This window comes from Allomesorhizobium camelthorni, from assembly GCF_011045125.1.
Lineage (GTDB): Bacteria > Pseudomonadota > Alphaproteobacteria > Rhizobiales > Rhizobiaceae > Allomesorhizobium > Allomesorhizobium camelthorni.
The window spans coordinates 197,662-216,188 of record NZ_JAAKZF010000001.1 but is presented as its reverse complement, the minus strand read 5'-3'; the positions used below and the strand labels follow the sequence as shown (position 1 = coordinate 216,188).

Annotated in this window: 18 protein-coding genes and 1 tRNA gene; 5 read left to right on the top strand and 14 right to left on the bottom strand. The window is 63.3% G+C overall.

The genetic code is table 11. From position 1 onward, the window contains the following. Window positions 1-50: 50 nt before the first annotated feature. The 11 genes from G6N73_RS01075 to obgE form a co-directional block, all read right to left on the bottom strand. Window positions 51-572: an RNA pyrophosphohydrolase gene (locus G6N73_RS01075; RefSeq protein WP_165022012.1), complete on the bottom strand. Its 522-nt coding sequence runs from the start codon at window positions 570-572 to the stop codon at window positions 51-53. A gap of 3 nt (window positions 573-575) precedes the next feature. After that, window positions 576-1,733, bottom strand: coding sequence for a divergent polysaccharide deacetylase family protein (locus G6N73_RS01070; protein ID WP_165022009.1), 1,158 nt, complete (start codon window positions 1,731-1,733; stop codon window positions 576-578). 235 nt (window positions 1,734-1,968) lie between these two features. Beyond that, window positions 1,969-3,294, bottom strand: coding sequence for a S41 family peptidase (locus G6N73_RS01065; RefSeq protein ID WP_165022006.1), 1,326 nt, complete (start codon window positions 3,292-3,294; stop codon window positions 1,969-1,971). Next, window positions 3,284-4,606 (bottom strand): murein hydrolase activator EnvC family protein, encoded by a 1,323-nt coding sequence (locus G6N73_RS01060; RefSeq protein WP_165022003.1) that lies wholly within the window; start codon window positions 4,604-4,606, stop codon window positions 3,284-3,286. The genes G6N73_RS01065 and G6N73_RS01060 overlap by 11 nt, the downstream gene beginning before the upstream one ends. 101 nt (window positions 4,607-4,707) lie before the next feature. Then, window positions 4,708-5,190 (bottom strand): 23S rRNA (pseudouridine(1915)-N(3))-methyltransferase RlmH, encoded by a 483-nt coding sequence (gene rlmH, locus G6N73_RS01055; protein ID WP_165022000.1) that lies wholly within the window; start codon window positions 5,188-5,190, stop codon window positions 4,708-4,710. A 21-nt stretch (window positions 5,191-5,211) separates the two neighbouring features. Then, window positions 5,212-5,589 carry a ribosome silencing factor gene (gene rsfS, locus G6N73_RS01050; protein ID WP_165021997.1) on the bottom strand — a complete coding sequence of 126 codons (378 nt, stop codon included), beginning with the start codon at window positions 5,587-5,589 and terminating at the stop codon, window positions 5,212-5,214. 140 nt (window positions 5,590-5,729) lie between these two features. Further along, a complete protein-coding gene (locus G6N73_RS01045; protein ID WP_165021994.1) occupies window positions 5,730-7,019 on the bottom strand; it encodes an MFS transporter in 1,290 nt (429 codons plus the stop codon). 98 nt (window positions 7,020-7,117) lie between these two features. Continuing rightward, window positions 7,118-7,720, bottom strand: a complete 603-nt coding sequence (locus tag G6N73_RS01040; protein ID WP_165022766.1) for a nicotinate-nucleotide adenylyltransferase — start codon at window positions 7,718-7,720, stop codon at window positions 7,118-7,120. Window positions 7,721-8,041: 321 nt separating this feature from the next. Then, entirely contained in the window at window positions 8,042-9,328 is a 1,287-nt protein-coding gene (locus G6N73_RS01035) for a glutamate-5-semialdehyde dehydrogenase (RefSeq protein ID WP_165021991.1), read from the bottom strand. Between the two features lie 3 nt (window positions 9,329-9,331). Next, a complete protein-coding gene (proB, locus tag G6N73_RS01030) occupies window positions 9,332-10,477 on the bottom strand; it encodes a glutamate 5-kinase (protein ID WP_165021988.1) in 1,146 nt (381 codons plus the stop codon). 7 nt (window positions 10,478-10,484) lie between these two features. After that, window positions 10,485-11,519, bottom strand: coding sequence for a GTPase ObgE (gene obgE, locus G6N73_RS01025; RefSeq protein WP_165021966.1), 1,035 nt, complete (start codon window positions 11,517-11,519; stop codon window positions 10,485-10,487). A 159-nt stretch (window positions 11,520-11,678) separates the two neighbouring features. Between obgE and G6N73_RS01020 the strand changes: the two genes are divergently transcribed. After that, the gene (locus G6N73_RS01020) at window positions 11,679-12,545 is read left to right on the top strand and encodes an endonuclease/exonuclease/phosphatase family protein (protein WP_165021963.1); all 867 of its coding nucleotides are present in this window, start codon (window positions 11,679-11,681) and stop codon (window positions 12,543-12,545) included. 34 nt (window positions 12,546-12,579) lie between these two features. Here G6N73_RS01020 and G6N73_RS01015 read toward each other — a convergent pair whose 3' ends face one another. The 3 genes from G6N73_RS01015 to rplU form a co-directional block, all read right to left on the bottom strand. Next, window positions 12,580-13,167 (bottom strand): GNAT family N-acetyltransferase, encoded by a 588-nt coding sequence (locus tag G6N73_RS01015; RefSeq protein WP_165021961.1) that lies wholly within the window; start codon window positions 13,165-13,167, stop codon window positions 12,580-12,582. A 124-nt stretch (window positions 13,168-13,291) separates the two neighbouring features. Then, window positions 13,292-13,561: a 50S ribosomal protein L27 gene (rpmA, locus tag G6N73_RS01010; protein ID WP_165021958.1), complete on the bottom strand. Its 270-nt coding sequence runs from the start codon at window positions 13,559-13,561 to the stop codon at window positions 13,292-13,294. Window positions 13,562-13,585: 24 nt separating this feature from the next. Beyond that, window positions 13,586-14,020 (bottom strand): 50S ribosomal protein L21, encoded by a 435-nt coding sequence (gene rplU / locus G6N73_RS01005; RefSeq protein WP_165021955.1) that lies wholly within the window; start codon window positions 14,018-14,020, stop codon window positions 13,586-13,588. A gap of 247 nt (window positions 14,021-14,267) precedes the next feature. On the opposite strand from rplU, the gene G6N73_RS01000 reads away from it, so the two are divergent. The 4 genes from G6N73_RS01000 (at window position 14,268) to G6N73_RS00985 (ending at window position 18,519) form a co-directional block, all read left to right on the top strand. Beyond that, a tRNA-Ser gene (locus G6N73_RS01000) sits at window positions 14,268-14,357 on the top strand. Between the two features lie 110 nt (window positions 14,358-14,467). Beyond that, window positions 14,468-16,138, top strand: coding sequence for a site-specific integrase (locus tag G6N73_RS00995; protein ID WP_165021952.1), 1,671 nt, complete (start codon window positions 14,468-14,470; stop codon window positions 16,136-16,138). Between the two features lie 250 nt (window positions 16,139-16,388). Further along, complete coding sequence (locus G6N73_RS00990; protein WP_165021949.1) at window positions 16,389-17,489, top strand: hypothetical protein; 1,101 nt, start codon at window positions 16,389-16,391, stop codon at window positions 17,487-17,489. After that, window positions 17,479-18,519 carry a site-specific integrase gene (locus tag G6N73_RS00985; protein WP_246251557.1) on the top strand — a complete coding sequence of 347 codons (1,041 nt, stop codon included), beginning with the start codon at window positions 17,479-17,481 and terminating at the stop codon, window positions 18,517-18,519. The genes G6N73_RS00990 and G6N73_RS00985 overlap by 11 nt, the downstream gene beginning before the upstream one ends. Window positions 18,520-18,527: the final 8 nt, after the last annotated feature.

The window sequence follows — 18,527 nt, the reverse complement described above, 5'->3', positions numbered from 1 at the left end:
GATTCGCCTCAAGCAATGATTTAAGGCAGGTTTCCTTGCACGGAACCTCGTCAATCCACCAGATGCCGGAAGGCCCCGACCACCTCTTCGTAGACTTTGCGCTTGAACGGCACGATAAGGCCGGTCAGTTCGTCCATTCTCTTCCAGTCCCAATGGTCGAATTCGGGCGAATGGCCGCCGGGCGGCGGGTTGATGCGGATCTCCCTCTCGTCGCCATGGAAGCGGAAGGCGAACCATTTTTGCGTCTGGCCGCGGTATCTTCCCTTCCAGACGATGCCGACAAGTTCGGACGGAAGATCGTAGTTGATCCAGTCCGGCGTCTCGGCAAGCAGCTTCAGGCTTTCCATGCCGGTTTCCTCGAAGAGTTCGCGGCGTGCCGCCTCCAACGGCTCCTCGCCGGGATCGATGCCGCCCTGCGGCATCTGCCAGAGCTGATGCGAAGTCGCCATTTCGCCGTCTGGTTCGGCAAGGCGATGCCCGACCCAGACCCGGCCTTCGGCATTCAGCACCATCGCCCCGACGCAGGGCCGATAGGGCAGATCCTCGGCCCTGACATTTCGCTTCTTCGGCATGGTCTAACCTCGTTCGGGGTCTGTCGTCAGCGCTGAAACGGGAACGATCTCGATGCCGCGCTTCTTCGCTTCCTGCGCCCAGGAAGCGACAGCGTCGACGGTAATTTCGAAGGCCGAGCCGGTGCCGATGGCGTAGCCCTTGGCGCGCGCCGTGCGTTCGAGTTCATCGAGCTTTTTCAGGATCTCGCCGCGATTGCGGACCGTGTCGATGGCCGTGTCGCCGATCGCGAAGGGGACGCGGTTCTTCAGGGCGAGTTCGGGCGCCACGCTACGCGCGGTCGAGCCGTCGTCGAGATAGAGGAGGCCGCGTTTGCCGAGTTCGGCCAAGAACGGACCCATGGCCGTGGCGTCCGCGGAAAAGCGCGCGCCCATATAGTTCATCACGCCGGTATAGTTGGTGGTGCGCGACAGCGCCCAGTGCAGGTGCTCCAGGTTTTCCTCAGACGTGGCGTCCACCGTCAGCGTGTTGCGGCCCGGATTGACATTGGGGAAGTCGAACGGCTCGAGCGGCACCTGCATGATGATCTCGTGACCGGTGCGGCGCGCCTCCTGCATCCAGCGGCCGATGCTGTTGCCCTGCGGCGCGAAGGCGAGCGTGATCTCGCCGGGAAGCTTGGCTATCGCTTCCTGCGTGCCGGTCTGGGACAGGCCGAGGCCGCCTATCACGATCGCAACGCGCGCACCGCGCGCGCCCGACCAGGGACGGGCGTAAACGTCGACGGGACGCCTGCCGTCACCGGCGCGCACCGGGAGCGGGCCGGTTTCGCTCTGCTCGATCAGCGCCTTGTCGGGAAGATGGGCGACCCGCAAATTCTGGCCGAACTCCGACGGGTCGCGGATGATCACAACGCCCTTGCCGGAGCCGTCGGGCGGATTGACGTTGATGATGGAGGGACCGTCGGGAACCGCAGCCGGTTCGACCGGCGCGGCGGATATGTCGGGCGCGATGGCTTGCGCCTCAGCCTGCGGGGTGGAAACCACGATCGCCGCCGGGTTGCGGAACGGCCTTTCGCGCAGCGCGATAGCGCCGGAAAAGGCCACGACGCAGAGCGCGGCCGTAACCGCGGCGACCTGCCCGGCGCGAAAACGCGGCCACGCCCGGCGCGCCGGCCGAACCGCCTGCCCGAGCGGGCGTTCAATGTCCTTGTCTGCTGGTGCCACGCCAAATCCCCTGCCGGCGGAACAGTCCCTGAATCAAACTGCCGGAACCTTGCGGGTCCCGGCAGCAACGCAATACGCAGTACGCGGTCGATCGTGTAGGCCGGATTATAACTCGCTCTGGCGAGTCATATAGAGTGATTTTCGAGAACCGGAGCGGAGCGGACATTCAAGTCCGTGAGCACCGGAAGCGCAGACAATCGCTCTAGATGACCGTCAGAGTAGAGTTAAAAACGGCCTACTGGTTCATCACGGCCTTTTCCGGATTGGGCGGAAATGCCGGATCCGTCTTCTGGCCGCGCAGCAGTTCGAGCGCATACTGGAGCTGGATGTCGTCCTTGGCTTCCGGCGGCACATAGGCTGCCGAACCCGAACCCTCGTCACTCTCCTCGACGCCCTTGATGTGGCCCTTCAGATCCGACTCGCCACGGGAGACGTCTCGGCCCTGCAGTTCCTCCGGCAGCGGCTGCTCGACCTTGATGTCGGGCGAGATACCCTTGCCTTGGATCGATTTGCCGGCCGGCGTGTAGTAGAGCGCGGTCGTCAGGCGCAGCGCGCCGTTCTCGGCGAGCGGGATGATCGTCTGGACCGAACCCTTGCCGAACGAGGTCGTGCCCACCACCGTCGCGCGGCGGTGATCCTGCAGCGCGCCGGCGACGATTTCCGAGGCGCTGGCCGAGCCACCATTGACGAGCACGATCAGCGGCTTGCCGTCGATCATGTCGCCAGGGCGCGAATCGAAGCGGGTGATGTCCTTCGGATCGCGCCCGCGGGTCGAAACGATCTCGCCGCGATCGAGGAAGCTGTCGGAGACGCTGACAGCCTGGTCGAGCAGACCGCCCGGGTTCAGGCGCAGGTCGAGCACGTAGCCCTTGAGCTTGTCGTCCGGAACCTGGCTCTTGATCGAATTGATCGCGGCTTCCAGATCGTCGAAGGTCTTCTCGGTGAACGAGGTGATCTTCATGTAGCCGACATCGTTCTCGACGCGGAACTTCACCGCCTTCACCTTGATGATGTCGCGCACGATAGTGATTTCGAGCGGCTTGTCGGCGCCTTCGCGCAGGATGGTGAGCGTGATCGGCGTGTTGACCAGGCCGCGCATCTTTTCGACGGCGTCGTTCAGCGTCAGGCCGCGCACTTCCTCGCCATCGATCTCGGCGATGAAATCGCCGGCGCGTACGCCAGCCTTGGCGGCCGGGGTGTCGTCGATCGGCGTGATCACCTTGACCAGCTCGTTTTCCATGGTGACCTCGATGCCGAGGCCACCGAACTCACCCTTGGTCTGAACCCGCATGTCCTTTGCGGCTTCCGGATTGAGATAGGAGGAATGCGGATCGAGCGAGGTCAGCATGCCGTTGATGGCGTTTTCCACCAGCGACTTCTCCTCGGGCGGGGTCACATACTGCGCCCGCACACGCTCGAAAATGTCGCCGAATATCGCCAGCTGGCGATATGTGTCGGAGCCCGCCGCATTGGCTGTCGACCCGGGCGCGCCATAGACGAGGCTCATGGCGGATGCGCCCATCAGCGCACCGGCAAACAGAAGCGACAATTTACGTACCATTTCCTGTCCTTCCAGAAAGACGCTCCGCCCACCACGGGGCCGGATCGACGGGTTTTCCATCTTTGCGGAACTCAATATAGAGTTCCGGCGCGGTATTTGCACTCGCAGCCGAGGCGTTAGCTACCCTGGCTTCCCCCATCGCTCCGATTGGTTCGCCGGCTAGGACGGACTGACCAAGAGTGACGTTGATTCTGCTCATGCCCGCCAGAACCACATGATAGCCGTCTCCGGCATCCAGGATCAAGAGTTGTCCATACGAACGGAACGGCCCCGCATAAAGAACGCTCCCATCGGCAGGCGCGGTGACGATGGCTCCCGATTGTGTCGCAACCATGTCGCCGAGCATCACGCCGCCGTTACCGTCCTTGGCGCCGAAGCGGCGCTTCATGCGGCCCGCAACAGGCATCGCCACCTGCCCGCGCAGCGACGCGAAGGGGGCGGCCGAGAGCAGCCGGTTGGCGTCGGGCAGGGCCGCGATTTCCGCCTCGCGCTCGGCCTTTTCCTGCTCGGCCTTCCGCCGCGCCTCTTCGGCCAGGCGGCTTTCCTCGGCCTGCTTTTCCAGCGCCGCGATCAGGTCTTTAAGGCTCGATGCCTTGGCTGCGAGTTGTTCGGACTTGCGCTGCTCCTCGGCGAGCGCGGTTTCGGCCTCGCTCTGAAGCTTCTGCTTCTCTTGGAGAAGGAGGTTCAGCCGCTGCTTTTCGGCGACTTGCTCGCCTACCGACGCCACGAGACGGCCGCGCTCGGCCTCGATCGAGGCTGAAAGCCTCATCATCTCCTTCATGTCGGCCAGCAGGATGTCTGTCTCGGCGCGCAGTTCAGGCACGACGGCGCCGAGCAGGATGGCGCTGCGCACTGACGACAGCGCGTCCTCCGGCTTGACCAGGATTGCCGGCGGCGGATTCAGGCCCATTCGCTGCAGCGCGCCAAGCACTTCGGCGAGCACGCCGCGCCGGGCGCTCAGCGAGCGCCTTATGCCGTCCTCCTGATCCTTCAACGCTTCGAGCCTGCCGGTGATGTCGTCTATGTCCTGGCTGAGCTTCTGCTCGGTCTTGGCCGACTGGATCAGGCTGGCGGTGATCGAGGCGTGATCCTTCTTGACGTCCGCGATCTCGGCCGCAAGTTCTTCCAGCCGCTCGGCCGAAAGCTCGGATTCGCGCAGCACGCGCTCATATTCGGCGCGCCGCAGATCGGGCGCTGCCGCTTCGGGAACGCGGTCCTGGCCATGGGCGAAACCTGCGCCAAGCAGCAGCATCGCGGCGGCAAATATGCCGCGGCGCAGTAGCTCCGCTTTCGGTCCCGTCACAATCGTCATAATTCGCGCCACATGCCGCCCGGATTCTATCGGCTCGTTCGTTAACGGACCATCAACCATAACGACAGGGGCAAGACACGCTTTCGGCGAAACGCCCACCATCAGGCCCTGTGATAGGGATGGCCCGACAGTATGGTGGCGGCGCGGTAGAGCTGCTCGGCCAGCATGATGCGGACGAGCTGATGCGGCCATGTCATCGCGCCGAACGATAGAACCAAGGCGGCCTGTTCGCGTAAAGACGCCTCGTGACCATCCGCCCCGCCGATGGCAATGACTAGGCCACGCCGGCCATCGTCGCGCATCGAACCGATCTTCCGGGCGAATTCTTCCGATGACAGGTTTTTGCCGCGCTCATCGAGCAGGATGAGGGAAATGCCGGCGCCAAGCTGCGCCGACAGTTTTTGCGCTTCTTCGCGGCGGCGCTCGCCGGCGGTCTGGGCGCGGCTTTCCGCGATTTCCGTCACGCCGGTAAATTCCAGGCCCAAGGCCGGGCCGCTCTTGGAAAAGCGATCGAAATAGCGCTCGGCCAATTCCTTGTCGGGGCCGGACTTCATCCGGCCCACGGCATGTACGGCTATGCGCATCCTGTCCCGGCCGTGAACGGTTCAGTGAACCGTTTCTTCCTCGAGATCCGGCGCCTGCCACATCTTTTCGAGATTGTAGAAGTCGCGGACTTCGGGGCGGAAGACATGGACGATGATATCGCCTGAATCGATCAGAACCCAGTCGGCGCCCGCCAGGCCCTCGACGCGCGCGGTGCCGAGGCCGGCATCCTTGAGCGCCGTGAGCAGTTGGTCGGCAACCGCCGCGACATGACGGTGGGAACGGCCTGAAGCGACGACCATATAGTCGCCGAGGCTCGATTTCCGCTGAATGTCGATGGAGACGATATTTTCGGCCTTGGAGTCTTCCAGACTGGCAAGGACGGTGTCGAGGGCGCGGGACACGGCTGCGTTTCCGCTCATCCCGGCCGGCGAAGGCATGACGACTGCCTTCTTCCGTAGTGCTGTTCTCAGTGTCTTTCCTTTCGAAACAGGAACAACCAACATCCGCATTATTGCGAATACTCGATAGATAGGCAGAGTCGGGTAACGGTTTCAAGACATGGTCCGGTTTCGGCCGATTACCGGCCGTCAGACTCTTCGTCCGTCGAGAAGGCGAGTTCCACCGGCAACGGCGCCTGCGCGGTCATCGGCGAATATCCCGTCACGGTGGCGACAGCGACGGCCTTCGTTGTGAGCACGCGCCAGGCGACGAAAAGGCAGAAGGCGGCGCCGATGGCGATTGCCACATACATGAAGGACTGCGTGCCGTAGAGCGCGGTCAGAATAGTTCCCAGTCCGGGCACAAGGAACCCTGACAGCGACCAGGCAAACAGCATCGTCGAAGACAGCGTGACGAGGTCGTCCTTCGACGCCCGGTCGTTGGCGTGCGCGCTCGACAGGGAATAGATGGATTCGCTCGAACCGCTCCACACGACATAGATGGCGATCATGACGGCCAGCGCGCTGCCGTCCATCCGGCTCGCGACGATGCCGGCCAGGACGACGAGCAGCGAAGCCGCGATCAGCACATAGCGGCGATCGGTGCGGTCGGAGGCCCAGCCCAGCGGGATCTGGAACAGCAGCGTGCCAAGGGGCATGGCGAACATCAGCGTCGCCACCTCCTGCTGCGAATAACCCTTCGCGGTGGCGTGGATCGGCGCGAAGCCGGCAACCATCATCGACAGCCCGCCGACGGCCAGCATGCCGGCCATGCCGACCGGCGAAATCCGCCATGCCCGCCCGAGCGCGACGGAAGCGGATTCCGGCGGAGGCGGCGGCCGCAGCCTTGTCAGCCCGACCGGCAGGATTGACAGTGCGGTGAAGGCGATGCCGACCAGCGGCGCTTCCGAAATCGTAATGTCGACGAAGCTCAACATGAACGAGCCGACGCCCAGCCCGACAATGTAGCTGACATAGAAGATCGCCATCACCCGGCCGCGGATCGAGTTGGCGACGACATCGTTCAGCCAGCTCTGCGCCACGATGAACACGCCACTGATGGCGAAGCCGTAAAGCGCGCGCGCAACGATCCAGAGAACCGGATAGACGCCGGCGCCGACCAGGGCGTTGGAGAGAACGATCAGCGCGGAAAACACCATGAAGGCGCGAGCGTGGCCGACACGGCGCACGATCCGCCCTGTCAGCAGGCAGCCGGCCATGCCGCCGGCCGACAGACCGGTCAGGATGCTCCCGGCCCAGGTCGGCGGAAATCCTTCCGAGCCGAGCCGCACCGGTATGTAGGCGAACATCAGTCCGTTGCCGACCGCCACCAGCGCCAGCGCGACGATGACGCTGGCGACCGCGATTGCCGGTGTCGGCGCATCGCCGGCCTCGTTCTGCTCGATTGGTTTCGGGTGCGCGGCGTTCATGTCGCGGCGAGCTTGCCTGCGGCACGGGATTCAGGAAGCGGCAAAAGCGACATCGACAGGCGGGCGGCGTGCTGGACCGCCGGATTGGCGCGTGTGGATCATGCCGGCGGGGCTTTGCCCTTCGACCCGTTGCGGATGGCGGTCGATGACAGCGAGGAGCGCGGTCCGTGGATGAAGGTCCAGGCAGGCGCTTTCATCCGCGCCAGTCGAGGCGCGTCCGCCTCGTCGATACGGGCATAGTCGAAGGTCTTGGCCACCACCGAGGACAGGAAGGACAAGGTCGCGCCCGGCCGGTCAATGACGGCGATCGGAAAGGTCAGCGCGATCTGCCGCCAGCGCTGCCAATGGTGGAAATCGCGCAGATTGTCCGCGCCCATGATCCAGACGAAATCGACGCCGGGATTGCGCGCCTTGATCAGCGCCAACGTGTCGGCCGTGTAGCGGACATTGTGGCGCGCCTCAAAGGCGGTGACCTTGATGCGCGGATCCCGGGCAACCGCTTCGGAAAGCTTCAGGCGCTCGGAGAGCGGCGCAAGCTCGCTGGAGGCCTTCAGCGGATTGCCGGGCGTGACGATCCACCAGAGCTGGTCGAGCTTGAGGCGCCTGAGCGCGATCTCGGCGACCAGCGCATGGCCGCGATGCGAAGGATTGAACGAGCCGCCGAACAGCCCGACCGCCATGCCCTTTTCGACATGGGGCATGCGGAGGTGGTGATGGAGGATGTCGGTTGGAGACACTCCTCAGCCCCTTGCCGCGCAATAAGATGGCCAATCGCGTAGGACTGCTTTGTCGTGCCCTACGTTGCCTCCCTCTGTCCTGCCGGACATCTCCCCCACAAGGGGGGAGATCAGCAGCTTCGCCCGATCCGCCACTCCTGCAACCCTGGTGATTGGCGAAGACGGCTCGGCCGGCCAATCTCCCCCCTCGTAGGGGAGATGTCCGGCAGGACAGAGGGGGGCAACGTAGGGCACCAAAGCGCTATTCAACAGCAAGGACGTTCAACCGTCTGCCGCTACAAGCGCTCACGCCCGCACCTGCCCCGAACCGCGCACGCGGTACTTGAACGAGGTCACCTGCTCGACGCCGACCGGGCCGCGCGCGTGCATCTTGCCGGTGGCGATGCCGATCTCCGCACCCATGCCGAATTCGCCGCCATCGGCGAATTGGGTCGAGGCGTTGTGCAGCAGGATCGCCGAGTCGATCTCATTGAAGAACCGTTCGACGGTTGCCGCGTCCTCGGCGACGATCGCCTCGGTGTGGTGCGAGGAATAGGTTTCAATATGCTCGATCGCGCTGGAAACGCCGTCGACTAGCTTCACTGCGATGATGGCGTCGAGATATTCGGTGAACCAGTCTGCCTCAACGGCTTTTTGCGCATCGGAGAATACGGCCAGAACCTCCTCATCGGCATGGATCTCACAGCCGGCATTTCTCAGTGCCTGCAGCACCGGCACGAGATGCGTCGAAGCGGCTGCCCGATCGACAAGCAGCGTCTCCGCCGCGCCGCAAATGCCGGTGCGCCGCATCTTGGCGTTGACGGCGATCGCGACCGCCATGTCTAGCTTGGCCGATTTGTCGATGTAGAGATGGCAGATGCCTTCGAGATGCGCGAAGACCGGCACGCGGGCTTCGTTCTGCACGCGCTCGACCAGGCTCCTGCCGCCGCGCGGGATGATGACGTCGAGATTGCCGGAAAGCCCCTTCAGCATTTCGCCGACGGCGGCGCGGTCGGTGGTCGGCACCAATTGGATCGCGTCGGCCGGCAGCTTCGCCGCTTTCAACCCCTCCACCAGGCAGGCGTGGATCGCGGCCGAAGAATTCAGCGAATCCGAGCCGCCGCGCAGGATCACCGGATTGCCGGCTTTCAGGCAGAGCGCTCCGGCGTCAGCCGTCACATTGGGCCGGCTTTCGTAGATCACACCGATGACGCCCAGCGGCGTGCGCACGCGCTCTATATGCAGCCCGTTCGGGCGGTCCCATTCGGCGATGACCTCGCCGACCGGGTCGCGGAGTTCGGCGATAGCTCTGATCCCGTCGGCCATGTCGCGGATGCGGGCCGGCGTCAGTTTCAGCCGGTCCATGAACGACGCGCCGAGGCGGGCCTCCTCGCCATTCTTCAGATCGATGGCGTTGGCGGCCAGAATCTTGTCCTCGCCGCGCAGAATGGCATCTGCCATGGCGATCAGCGCCGCGTGCTTGCGTTCGGCGCTGGCGATCGCCAATGGCCGCGCCGCAGCCCGCGCCCGGCGGCCGATATCGGCCATCAGGGTGGCGGTGTCCTCGCGGGGTTTCTCATGCGTCGTCAGCATGGCTCATCCTTCAGCCCGGGCTTCTTCCATCGGTTCGCGCATGCTCACCACCAGATCGTCGCGGTGGATCATCGCCGAGCGCGCCTCGTAGCCCAGCACGGCCTCGATCTCGGCCGTCTTCAACCCCGCAATCCTTACGGCATCGGCGGCATCGTAGGCAACAAGGCCGCGCGCCATCTCGCGGCCCTCGGGCGTGAGGATCGCCACCGTGTCGCCGCGCGAAAAATTGCCGCTGACCAGTTTCACGCCGGCCGGCAGCAGCGACTTGCCCGAAAGCAGTGCGCCGACCGCGCCGGCGTCAACCGTCAGTCTTCCCGCCGGTTCGAGCTGTCCGGCGATCCAGCTCTTGTAGCCCTTGACCGGATTGGCACTCGGCTTGAACCATGTCGCCCGCTCGCCGCGCTCGATCGCCATCAGCGGCGAGAGCCTTGTCCCCGAGGTGATGATCATCGCGGTTCCCGCCGCCGTCGCGATTTTGCCGGCATCGAGTTTCGTGCGCATGCCGCCGCGCGACAGCTCGGAGGCCGCGGCTCCCGCCATCGCCTCGATCTCGGGCGTAATGCGCTCGACGACCGGAATGAACTTGGCCGCCGCGTCGTGCGCCGGCGGCGCGGTGTAGAGGCCGTCTATATCGGACAGCAGCACCAGCAGGTCGGCGCCCATCATGGTCGCCACCCGCGCCGCCAGCCGGTCATTGTCGCCGTAGCGGATTTCAGACGTCGCCACCGTGTCGTTCTCGTTGATGACCGGCACCGCCTTCATCTTGAGCAGCGTCGAGATCGTCGCGCGTGCGTTCAGATAGCGGCGGCGCTCTTCGGTGTCGCCGAGTGTGACCAGCACCTGCCCGGATCTCAGGCCGCAGCGCGCCAGCGCCTCCGACCACGCGCCGGCGAGTTCGATCTGCCCGACGGCCGCCGCCGCCTGGCTTTCCTCCAGCTTCAGCGCCCGTTTGCCGAGGCCGAGCACGGTGCGCCCGAGCGCGATAGCCCCGGACGAGACGACCAGCACGTCCGCCCCGCCGGCCGCAAGCGTCGAGACATCTTCGGCCAGCGAGGCCAGCCATTCGCGCTTCAGCCCGGCAGCGCGGTCGACGAGCAGCGCCGAGCCGATCTTGACGGTGATGCGCCGGTATTTTTTCAGGGACTGCATGGCCGACCTACTTCTGCCAGCGCGTATCGGCTTCGGCGGGAGCTTCCGCTTCGCGGGCGCCCTGGACCTCGGCCATCAACGCGCGCAGCACCGGCTCCACGCCTTCGCCTGTCACCGCCGACATGACGAACGGCGTCTGCCCGCAAGCGCGTTTCAGCGCGGCAAGCTTCTTCTTGCGCGCATCCACGTCCAGCGTGTCGGCCTGGCTCAGCGCCACGATCTCCGCTTTGTCGGCCAACCCGCCGCCATAGGCTTCGAGTTCCGCACGCACCGTCTTGTAGGCCTTTGCCAAGCTTTCCTCCTGCGCCGACACCAGGTGCAGCAGCACCCGCGTGCGCTCGACATGGCCGAGGAAGCGGTCGCCGATCCCGACGCCCTCATGCGCGCCCTCGATCAGGCCGGGAATGTCGGCGATGACGAATTCGCGGGCATCGACACGGGCGACGCCGAGATTGGGGTGCAGCGTCGTGAAGGGGTAGTCGGCGATCTTCGGCTTGGCCGCGGTGACCGCCGCCAGAAAGGTCGACTTGCCGGCATTGGGCAGGCCAACGACGCCGGCATCGGCGATCAGCTTCAGCCTCAGCCAGATCGTCATCTCCTCGCCCGGCAGGCCGGGATTGGCCCGGCGCGGCGCCTGGTTGGTCGAGGTCTTGAAATGCTGGTTGCCGAAGCCGCCATTGCCGCCGGCGGCAATGCGATAGCGCTGGCCGACCTCGGTCAGGTCGCAGATCAGCGTCTCGTTGTCCTCTTCATAGACCTGCGTGCCGGCCGGCACCTTCAGCACCACGTCGGCGCCCTTCGCGCCGGTGCGATTTCGGCCCATGCCGTGCACGCCGGTCTTGGCGCGGAAATGCTGCTGGTAGCGATAGTCGATCAGCGTGTTCAGCCCGTCCACCGCCTCGATCCAGACATCGCCGCCGCGGCCGCCGTCGCCGCCATCCGGCCCGCCGAACTCGATGAATTTCTCGCGCCGGAACGAGACGCTGCCCGAGCCGCCGTCGCCGGAGCGTATGTAAACCTTGGCCTGGTCGAGAAATTTCATCGGATTGACAGCTTGCGCCTGTTTCTGGTCTTGGAACGGACTGCTCTAACGCAAGCGGCATCCAAGCGCGAGAGCCGAATTGCAGGAGCTTAGAGCGCCGTGCGTCCGCTTGGACGCGCAAAGGATGCTCTAAAATTCAGAATTGCGGGGGAACATGCCATGAAATGCGTGAGCTACAACATCCAGTACGGTGTCGGGCTCGACGGCCGCTACGATATCGGACGCATAACCGACGCCGTGCGCGGCGCCGATGTGATCGCGCTGCAGGAGGTGTCGCGCAACAATCCAAAGAACCAGGGCCACGACATGGTGGAGGAGATCCGTGCCGCCCTTCCCGGTTATTTTTCGGTCTACGGCCCCAATTTCGAGGCCGACGTCGGCTCGCATGTGAAGGACGAGCGAGCGGTGAACGTCATGTTCCAGTTCGGCAACATGGTGCTGTCCAGGTCGCCGATCCGCCTGTCGCGCAATCTGCTGCTGCCGCGTACTCGCACCTATGGCCATACGAACTACCAGCGCGGCGCAATCGAAGCGCTGATCGACACGCCGCTCGGACCGGTCCGCTTCTATTCCACCCATCTCGACCATCGCAGCCCTGAAGAACGGCTGGCGCAAATCCGCTTCCTGCGCGAGCGGATGCTGAACTACCCGCTGGAAGGCGGCGCGCTGAGCGGGCTCTCGGAAATGGGATTTCCCGAGCCGCCGCATGCCGAAGCCTTCATCGTCATGGGCGATTTCAACATGCTTGCGGGCTCGCCCGAATACATCGAACTGACCGGCCGGGCCGATCATGAATTCGGCATGCCGCTTCTCGCCACCCATCCCGCCGACGCGGCCGCGCGGGTCTCGGAGGGCGAGCCGGTGACGACCTGGGTCGACCCGAAGCGCCCGCAGGACAAGAGCCGCTGGAAGCGCATCGACTACGCCTTCGTCAGTGCCGGCCTGATGGCAGGCGTGCGCCGCAGTTGGGTGGACGCTGCTGCGACCGGCTCCGATCATCTGCCGCTTTGGATCGAACTGGAGTGAACGGCCGGCGCAATCACGCCGGCCGTAACGCCGCTCATCGGCCCCAGGTCCGCAGGCTGACCCAGGTCTTGCGGTCGAGCCGGTAGCGTTCGACCGGCACCTGGCCGGCGACGATCGAGTTCAGCATGCCCTGGCCGGAATACTGAAAGCCGCATTTGTGGATGACGCGGCGCGACGCCGGGTTGATGACCCGGCACGAGACGTGCAGCACGTTGATTGCCGTGGCGCGGAAGGCGAGATCGACCAGCGCGTGCGCGGCTTCCGTCGCATAGCCACGTTTCCAATAGGGTTCGCCGATCCAGTAGCCGAGTTCAAGGCCGCGCTCGGTGCTGTTCAGGCCGGCGCAGCCGATGAACGCGCCGCTGTCGGCGAGCGTCACCGCATAGACGGCGCCCGCCGCCTGCTTCTCGGCCGACCTGGCGATGAAGGCGCGCGCCTCCGCCTCGCCATAAGGGTGCGGCATGCGCCCCAGCATTTCGGCGATGCGGCGGTTGTCGGCCAGCACGGCGAGTTCGGCCGCGTCGTCGGCATGCGGCGGGCGCAGCACCAGCCGCTCGGTGACCAGGACAGGGCAGTCTATCGACAGACTTTCGCCTTCGAAGTCTTCACTTTCGGCAACCATTTCAGTCCTCCAGAAAAAACATAGAAAAAGGGGAGATGGCGGCCCATCTCCCCTGATCCTTTTTCTGGACTGTCCAGACACCGGTCCCCGAGATGGGTCGCCGGTGTTCTAGTCGCGGAACCGGCTACTCCGCTGCCTTCGTCATCGGGTTCACCGATACGTACGTGCGGCCATTGGCTTTCTTTCGGAACGCGACTGCGCCGGCTTCGAGCGCAAAAAGGGTGTGGTCCGTGCCAATGCCGACATTCGTGCCGGGATGCCACTTGGTGCCGCGTTGACGAATAATAATGTTGCCCGGAACGACGGCTTCGCCGCCGAACTTCTTCACGCCGAGGCGCTTGGATTCCGAATCGCGACCGTTGCGCGACGAACCGCCAGCTTTCTTATGGGCCATTGCTGTTCTCCTTCAGTCCCGAGCTTATTCGTTTTCCGCCGAAGCTGCAGCCTTTTTCGGCGCAGCCTTCTTGGCGGGCTTTTCGGCGGCTTCCGCTTCCGGAGCCACTTCCTTCTTGGCGGCGGCCTTCTTGGCCGGCTTGGCGCCACCGGTCAGGATCTCAGCGATCCGGATGGTGGTTTCATGCTGGCGATGGCCGTGCTTGCGGCGCGAATTCTGGCGGCGGCGCTTCTTGAAGGCGATGACGGTCTTGGCGCGGCCTTGCTCGACCACTTCCGCCGTGACAACAGCACCTTCGACGAACGGCGCGCCGAACGTCGCATTTTCGCCTTCGCCGAAAGCCAGGACTTCGCCGAATTCGATGATGTCGCCGGCATTGCCGGCAAGTTTCTCGACCTTGATAAGGTCGTTGGCGGCGACGCGATACTGCTTGCCGCCCGTTTTGATGACTGCGAACATTTTTTGCCTTTCGCTGTTCGGTCCGGCTTTTCGAGCGCGCAAAGGCGATCTGGCCGTCTTTTTGTCAGTCTGCGGGGTTCAAAGTACAACCGGCGCGGAGAGGCCCCCACGCCGGAATGTGGATGTCCGTAACCGAAGCCTCCGGCGAAGTCAAGGCGAGCGGCAAATTTGCAACCGATTGGGCCTTGTATCGGCAGGCTCCAGCCGTTATCTAGTGCGCCGCGCCGGCAACGGCCGACCATCACCCGGAGAGGTGGCAGAGTGGTCGAATGCACCGCACTCGAAATGCGGCATGGGTGCAAGCCCATCGGGGGTTCGAATCCCTCCCTCTCCGCCAGATTTGCCGTAAATATCTGGTAATTATAGACAAAATTCCAAGCGAAAATCTCGGAACTCCGATGTGGTACAAAACTCTGGCCATCGGAGACGATTTTGTCGCGAGCCAAGATGCAGAGGCTGCTCCGCCGGGGAGACATGTTCTACTTCCGGGCAGCCGTGCCGACGCAGTGGCGTCGTGCAATTAACTGCACTGAAATCAAGCTGACGCTAAGAACGACCGATCGGGCTATGGCGGCGGTTCGCTGCCGTCACATGAGCAATGCCTTCGATCTGTTCTTCGGGAGGTCCGCCCTTTTGTCGAAACCGTCCGTCCAGCAACTCGATGCGGCAGTCAGAGCATATTTTCAGGAGCAGTTGAACAGGGCGCTGCTGATCTCGCACGATCTGCCGGACGACCCCGCTCTTGATCTGGATGCGGAGATCGACGGGCTGCGCGAGGACATTGCCCGACTGACCGGGGACCTGAAGAGCAAGACCTTCGATCCCCTTACTTTGGCGAAGGCCGACGAGATCGTGCAGGTGCAAACACCCGACGAAAAAGTAGCGTCTCTCGACCTCGTTGAATATGTGCGAACGGGCGTAACGCGGGCGAGGATCGAGCGAGCGAAGTACCTAGTGAAGGCGCTATCCGGTGACTATTCGGACAATAGCCCCTCCGATCCCTTGTTCGCCGGGATGAAGCCCGAGAGCTTGGACGACACCTCGGTCGTCGCCTCCGGTCTCCTAACGCTGGACGAGGCACGCCAACGGTTTATCCAGATGAAGAAGTCGGGAAAGGAGTGGGTCAGGAAGACCGAACTCGATTACCGGCGCGTTCTCAATCTCGCCGTCTCCGTTATCGGCAGCAGCAAGCCCGTATCATTTATCGGGACGGATGACGTGAAGTCAGTGCGCGACACGCTCGCCAACCTGCCGAGTAACATTACCAAGGTCAAAGGTAATGCGGAGAAATCGCTCTCCGCGCTGATCGCGGAAAACCCCTCCGCCAGGGGCATGTCGCCCCGGACCCAGAACAAGTATTTCAGCATGTTTCGGAGCTTCCTCCAGTGGCTGCTGGACGAGGAGGAGATGCCGAAGATGCCGGGACCAAGCATCAAGGTTCTCGGTTCGGGCAAGAGCAAGGCGCAGGGGGATCGCTATCCGTACTCCAAGGAGCAGCTTCAGCGCATATTTTCGTCGCCCCTGTATAGGGGATGCTCGTCCCGGCTCCGCCGTGCCACGCCCGGCTCAGAAATCTACCGTGACGGTTATTTCTGGATCCCGCTGGTGGCGCTCTATTCCGGGCTGCGTCTGGGCGAGATCGTGCAGCTTGGAACGGGGGACGTGAAGCAGGACGGAGAGGTCATGTATTTCGACGTGTCGCTGGCGGAAGGTGATGGCAAGCACTTGAAGACGGGCTCCAGCGAGCGACGGGTTCCGGTCCATGCGAAGCTGATCGAACTCGGTCTGCTCGACCATGTGGCGAAGGCAAGGAAGCAGAAGAAGGCGCGGGTGTTCCACGACATAAAGCCGGGTGAGGACGGATACTTCTCGCACAACATGTCGAAATGGTGGGGTCGTTACACGCGCAGCATCAAGGTCCGTACCGCCAAGACCACGTTCCATTCCTTCCGCCACAACTTCACCGACGCGCTTCGCGAAGCCGAGGTTCCAGACAGCATAGCCAAGTCACTTGTGGGGCACGCCGACCGCTCGGTACACGCGGGTTACGGCAAGGGAGCCAGCATTCAGAAGCTGTCGGAACACCTGAACAGGGTCGAATATCCGATAAAATTGTGAACCGTGGACGGAGGACAAATCGCATGTCTCCCGACCATCCTGCGACGGGTTTCGGGACATGACGATTTCCGCTGGAAACCCTTCTGTACTGGGAGGTTCCACAGCAGACAGGAGTGGTATTTAGGTACCTTATTAACCATTCTGTCGTTCAGTGCCCAAGTATGGCACTTCTCTCTTTTCCAAGGTGTCCCTCCCGCTATCGCTTATAGCGGGGCCTTTGTTCCTGACCGCTCCCCAGAAGGAGATGGACATGGACACCAACGATTTCCTCCGCAATGCCTACCCGGAGCTGGCGACGATCATGTCGGACCGGGAGGGGACAATTCCCGAACCTCAGCCACTCGACGTTTCGGAGTGGTTGGCGATGAGCTTGTTGCAGAAGTCACTGCGGCGGGGTGAGACGAACCACGCTCTCCGAGCTGCTGCGACCCTCTTGCGAGATACACCGGATCGCCTATGGAAGCGGCTCGCCGTGGCGGTGTTCGAAGATGTTGGGCTCGGTTCGTTAGACCTGATCACACCAGTCCTGGTGGGCACGTCCGCCAAGGGCATCCGAAAGACATTCGGGGGCGATTGGCTAATCGCATCGGTTCTGGTCGAGCGCATTGCCGCGGCTCGGAAATGCCGAGCCGCCGACGACCTCTTGATGACTGTCATCAGCCATCCTCGATACGAGAGTGACCGGCTCAGCCTGACCTATCGAACCCAACGCGAGCTAATGGAGATCGTCGCGGGCGACGGCGACATCATCACCCGAGGGATCGCATTGATGTACACAGTGGGTACGGATCGCTGTCCAGTTCCGACCATGAGGACGAGGAAAGGCAACCTCCCCTACGTACTGGAGACGATGCTTCAGACGGGGTTCCCCCATTGCGTGCTCGAATTAGCGCAACGGGGTTCAGTGCGGATGCGCGAGCCGCTGCCCTTTTTTGTCGCTCTCTTGTCGTCGGCTGTCCCGCCACGCTCGACCGGCTACCAACCGACCGAAAAGGATGATGAAATCGCGCCATCCACTATGATCGGCAATGTGCCCGCTTGGAGCGTAGATTTCTACACCCGTCCCGGCAGGGCTGCTCTCAAGGCATTCTTGAAAAGGGATACGCCAACCGGACGGTGGATTGGAAAGCATATCGCCCCACGTGACAGGGTCGAGTTGGTGGGTGGGTTGGTGTTCCGGGCGGAAGGAGGTTTGCTTCGCCGCCGTCTGCAATGGCCGATGGGCAACTACCTACGCCGAACGATGGAGGACGAGGCGAACGGCTTCGGAGTGGACGACGCTACTGAGGTAATCGACCTGCTCCGCAATGACCTCCCAGTCCTGAATGAGGAGCGGGCCAATGTTCTCTGACCACCCCACCCAGATGCAAATCGCAGCTGAGACCGGAAGAAGCGACCATTCAAATTTTACTCAATTTGCAATCAATTGCACAAACTCGCCCCTGCCGATCAGTCGCCATGGCGACCTCCATCAAATCGGCGCACCAAGGCTGTCAGACGGGGTCTCTGCCCTGATCTCCGGTTCCCTCTCCGAAGCGACCAAACACGCCTACAGATCGGACATGATCCAATACGAGAGTTGGGGCGGGACTATCCCGTCGTCCCCCGAGAGGGTTGCTGAATACCTCGCCGCGATGGCGTCGAGCCACAAAGCCGCGACGATCAGTCGGCGTTTGGCATCCCTATCCAAAGCTCATCGCGCCATCGGTGGCGATGATCCGTGCAAGTCCGAAATCGTGAAGGCCACACTTCGCGGTATCAGGCGCATGATCGGAACCGCCCAGCGCGAAGCCAAGCCTGTCCTCCGCGAAGACCTTTTCCAGATTTTAGAGCGAATGGGAAACCGACCAAAAGACGTTCGCGACAAGGCGCTGCTGCTGATCGGCTTCGCGGGAGCATTCCGGCGATCCGAGTTGGTGGGGCTAGACGTGGCCGACATCGAACATGTGGGTCAGGGGATTGTCGTTCACCTCCGAAGGTCGAAGACGGATCAGACTGGCGCGGGCCGCAAGATCGGCATCCCTTTCGGTCGGTCGCGGTGGTGTCCGGTGAAGCACCTAGTCGACTGGCTCGCACTCGCCGGGATCGAAGAAGGGCCGATCTTCCGCCCCATAAATCGCCATGGTCATGCGGTCGGCCAGCGCCTCTCAGGGGAGGCCACGTGCATCGTCGTGAAGCAACGAGCCGAAGCAGCAGGCTTCGCTCCATACGCCTACTCCGGCCACAGTCTTCGGGCCGGGCTGGCCACCAGCGCGGTAATCGCGGGCGTCAGCACGCTCTCCATCCGCCGCACCACCGGCCACGCCTCCGACGCCATGCTCGCCCGCTATGTCAGGGTGGGCGACATGTTCACCGACAATGCAGCAGGGGCCGTGCTGTAGCAGCGCCA

Bases quoted from the DNA above. Each gene is read 5' to 3' on its own strand.
- G6N73_RS01075 (WP_165022012.1), bottom strand. From the start codon at position 572: ATGCCGAAGAAGCGAAATGTCAGGGCCGAGGATCTGCCCTATCGGCCC.
- G6N73_RS01065 (WP_165022006.1), bottom strand. From the start codon at position 3,294: ATGGTACGTAAATTGTCGCTTCTGTTTGCCGGTGCGCTGATGGGCGCA.
- G6N73_RS01060 (WP_165022003.1), bottom strand. From the start codon at position 4,606: ATGACGATTGTGACGGGACCGAAAGCGGAGCTACTGCGCCGCGGCATA.
- rlmH (WP_165022000.1), bottom strand. From the start codon at position 5,190: ATGCGCATAGCCGTACATGCCGTGGGCCGGATGAAGTCCGGCCCCGAC.
- rsfS (WP_165021997.1), bottom strand. From the start codon at position 5,589: ATGCCTTCGCCGGCCGGGATGAGCGGAAACGCAGCCGTGTCCCGCGCC.
- G6N73_RS01045 (WP_165021994.1), bottom strand. From the start codon at position 7,019: ATGAACGCCGCGCACCCGAAACCAATCGAGCAGAACGAGGCCGGCGAT.
- G6N73_RS01040 (WP_165022766.1), bottom strand. From the start codon at position 7,720: ATGCCCCATGTCGAAAAGGGCATGGCGGTCGGGCTGTTCGGCGGCTCG.
- G6N73_RS01035 (WP_165021991.1), bottom strand. From the start codon at position 9,328: ATGCTGACGACGCATGAGAAACCCCGCGAGGACACCGCCACCCTGATG.
- proB (WP_165021988.1), bottom strand. From the start codon at position 10,477: ATGCAGTCCCTGAAAAAATACCGGCGCATCACCGTCAAGATCGGCTCG.
- obgE (WP_165021966.1), bottom strand. From the start codon at position 11,519: ATGAAATTTCTCGACCAGGCCAAGGTTTACATACGCTCCGGCGACGGC.
- G6N73_RS01020 (WP_165021963.1), top strand. From the start codon at position 11,679: ATGAAATGCGTGAGCTACAACATCCAGTACGGTGTCGGGCTCGACGGC.
- G6N73_RS01015 (WP_165021961.1), bottom strand. From the start codon at position 13,167: ATGGTTGCCGAAAGTGAAGACTTCGAAGGCGAAAGTCTGTCGATAGAC.
- rpmA (WP_165021958.1), bottom strand. From the start codon at position 13,561: ATGGCCCATAAGAAAGCTGGCGGTTCGTCGCGCAACGGTCGCGATTCG.
- rplU (WP_165021955.1), bottom strand. From the start codon at position 14,020: ATGTTCGCAGTCATCAAAACGGGCGGCAAGCAGTATCGCGTCGCCGCC.
- G6N73_RS00995 (WP_165021952.1), top strand. From the start codon at position 14,468: ATGCAGAGGCTGCTCCGCCGGGGAGACATGTTCTACTTCCGGGCAGCC.
- G6N73_RS00990 (WP_165021949.1), top strand. From the start codon at position 16,389: ATGGACACCAACGATTTCCTCCGCAATGCCTACCCGGAGCTGGCGACG.
- G6N73_RS00985 (WP_246251557.1), top strand. From the start codon at position 17,479: ATGTTCTCTGACCACCCCACCCAGATGCAAATCGCAGCTGAGACCGGA.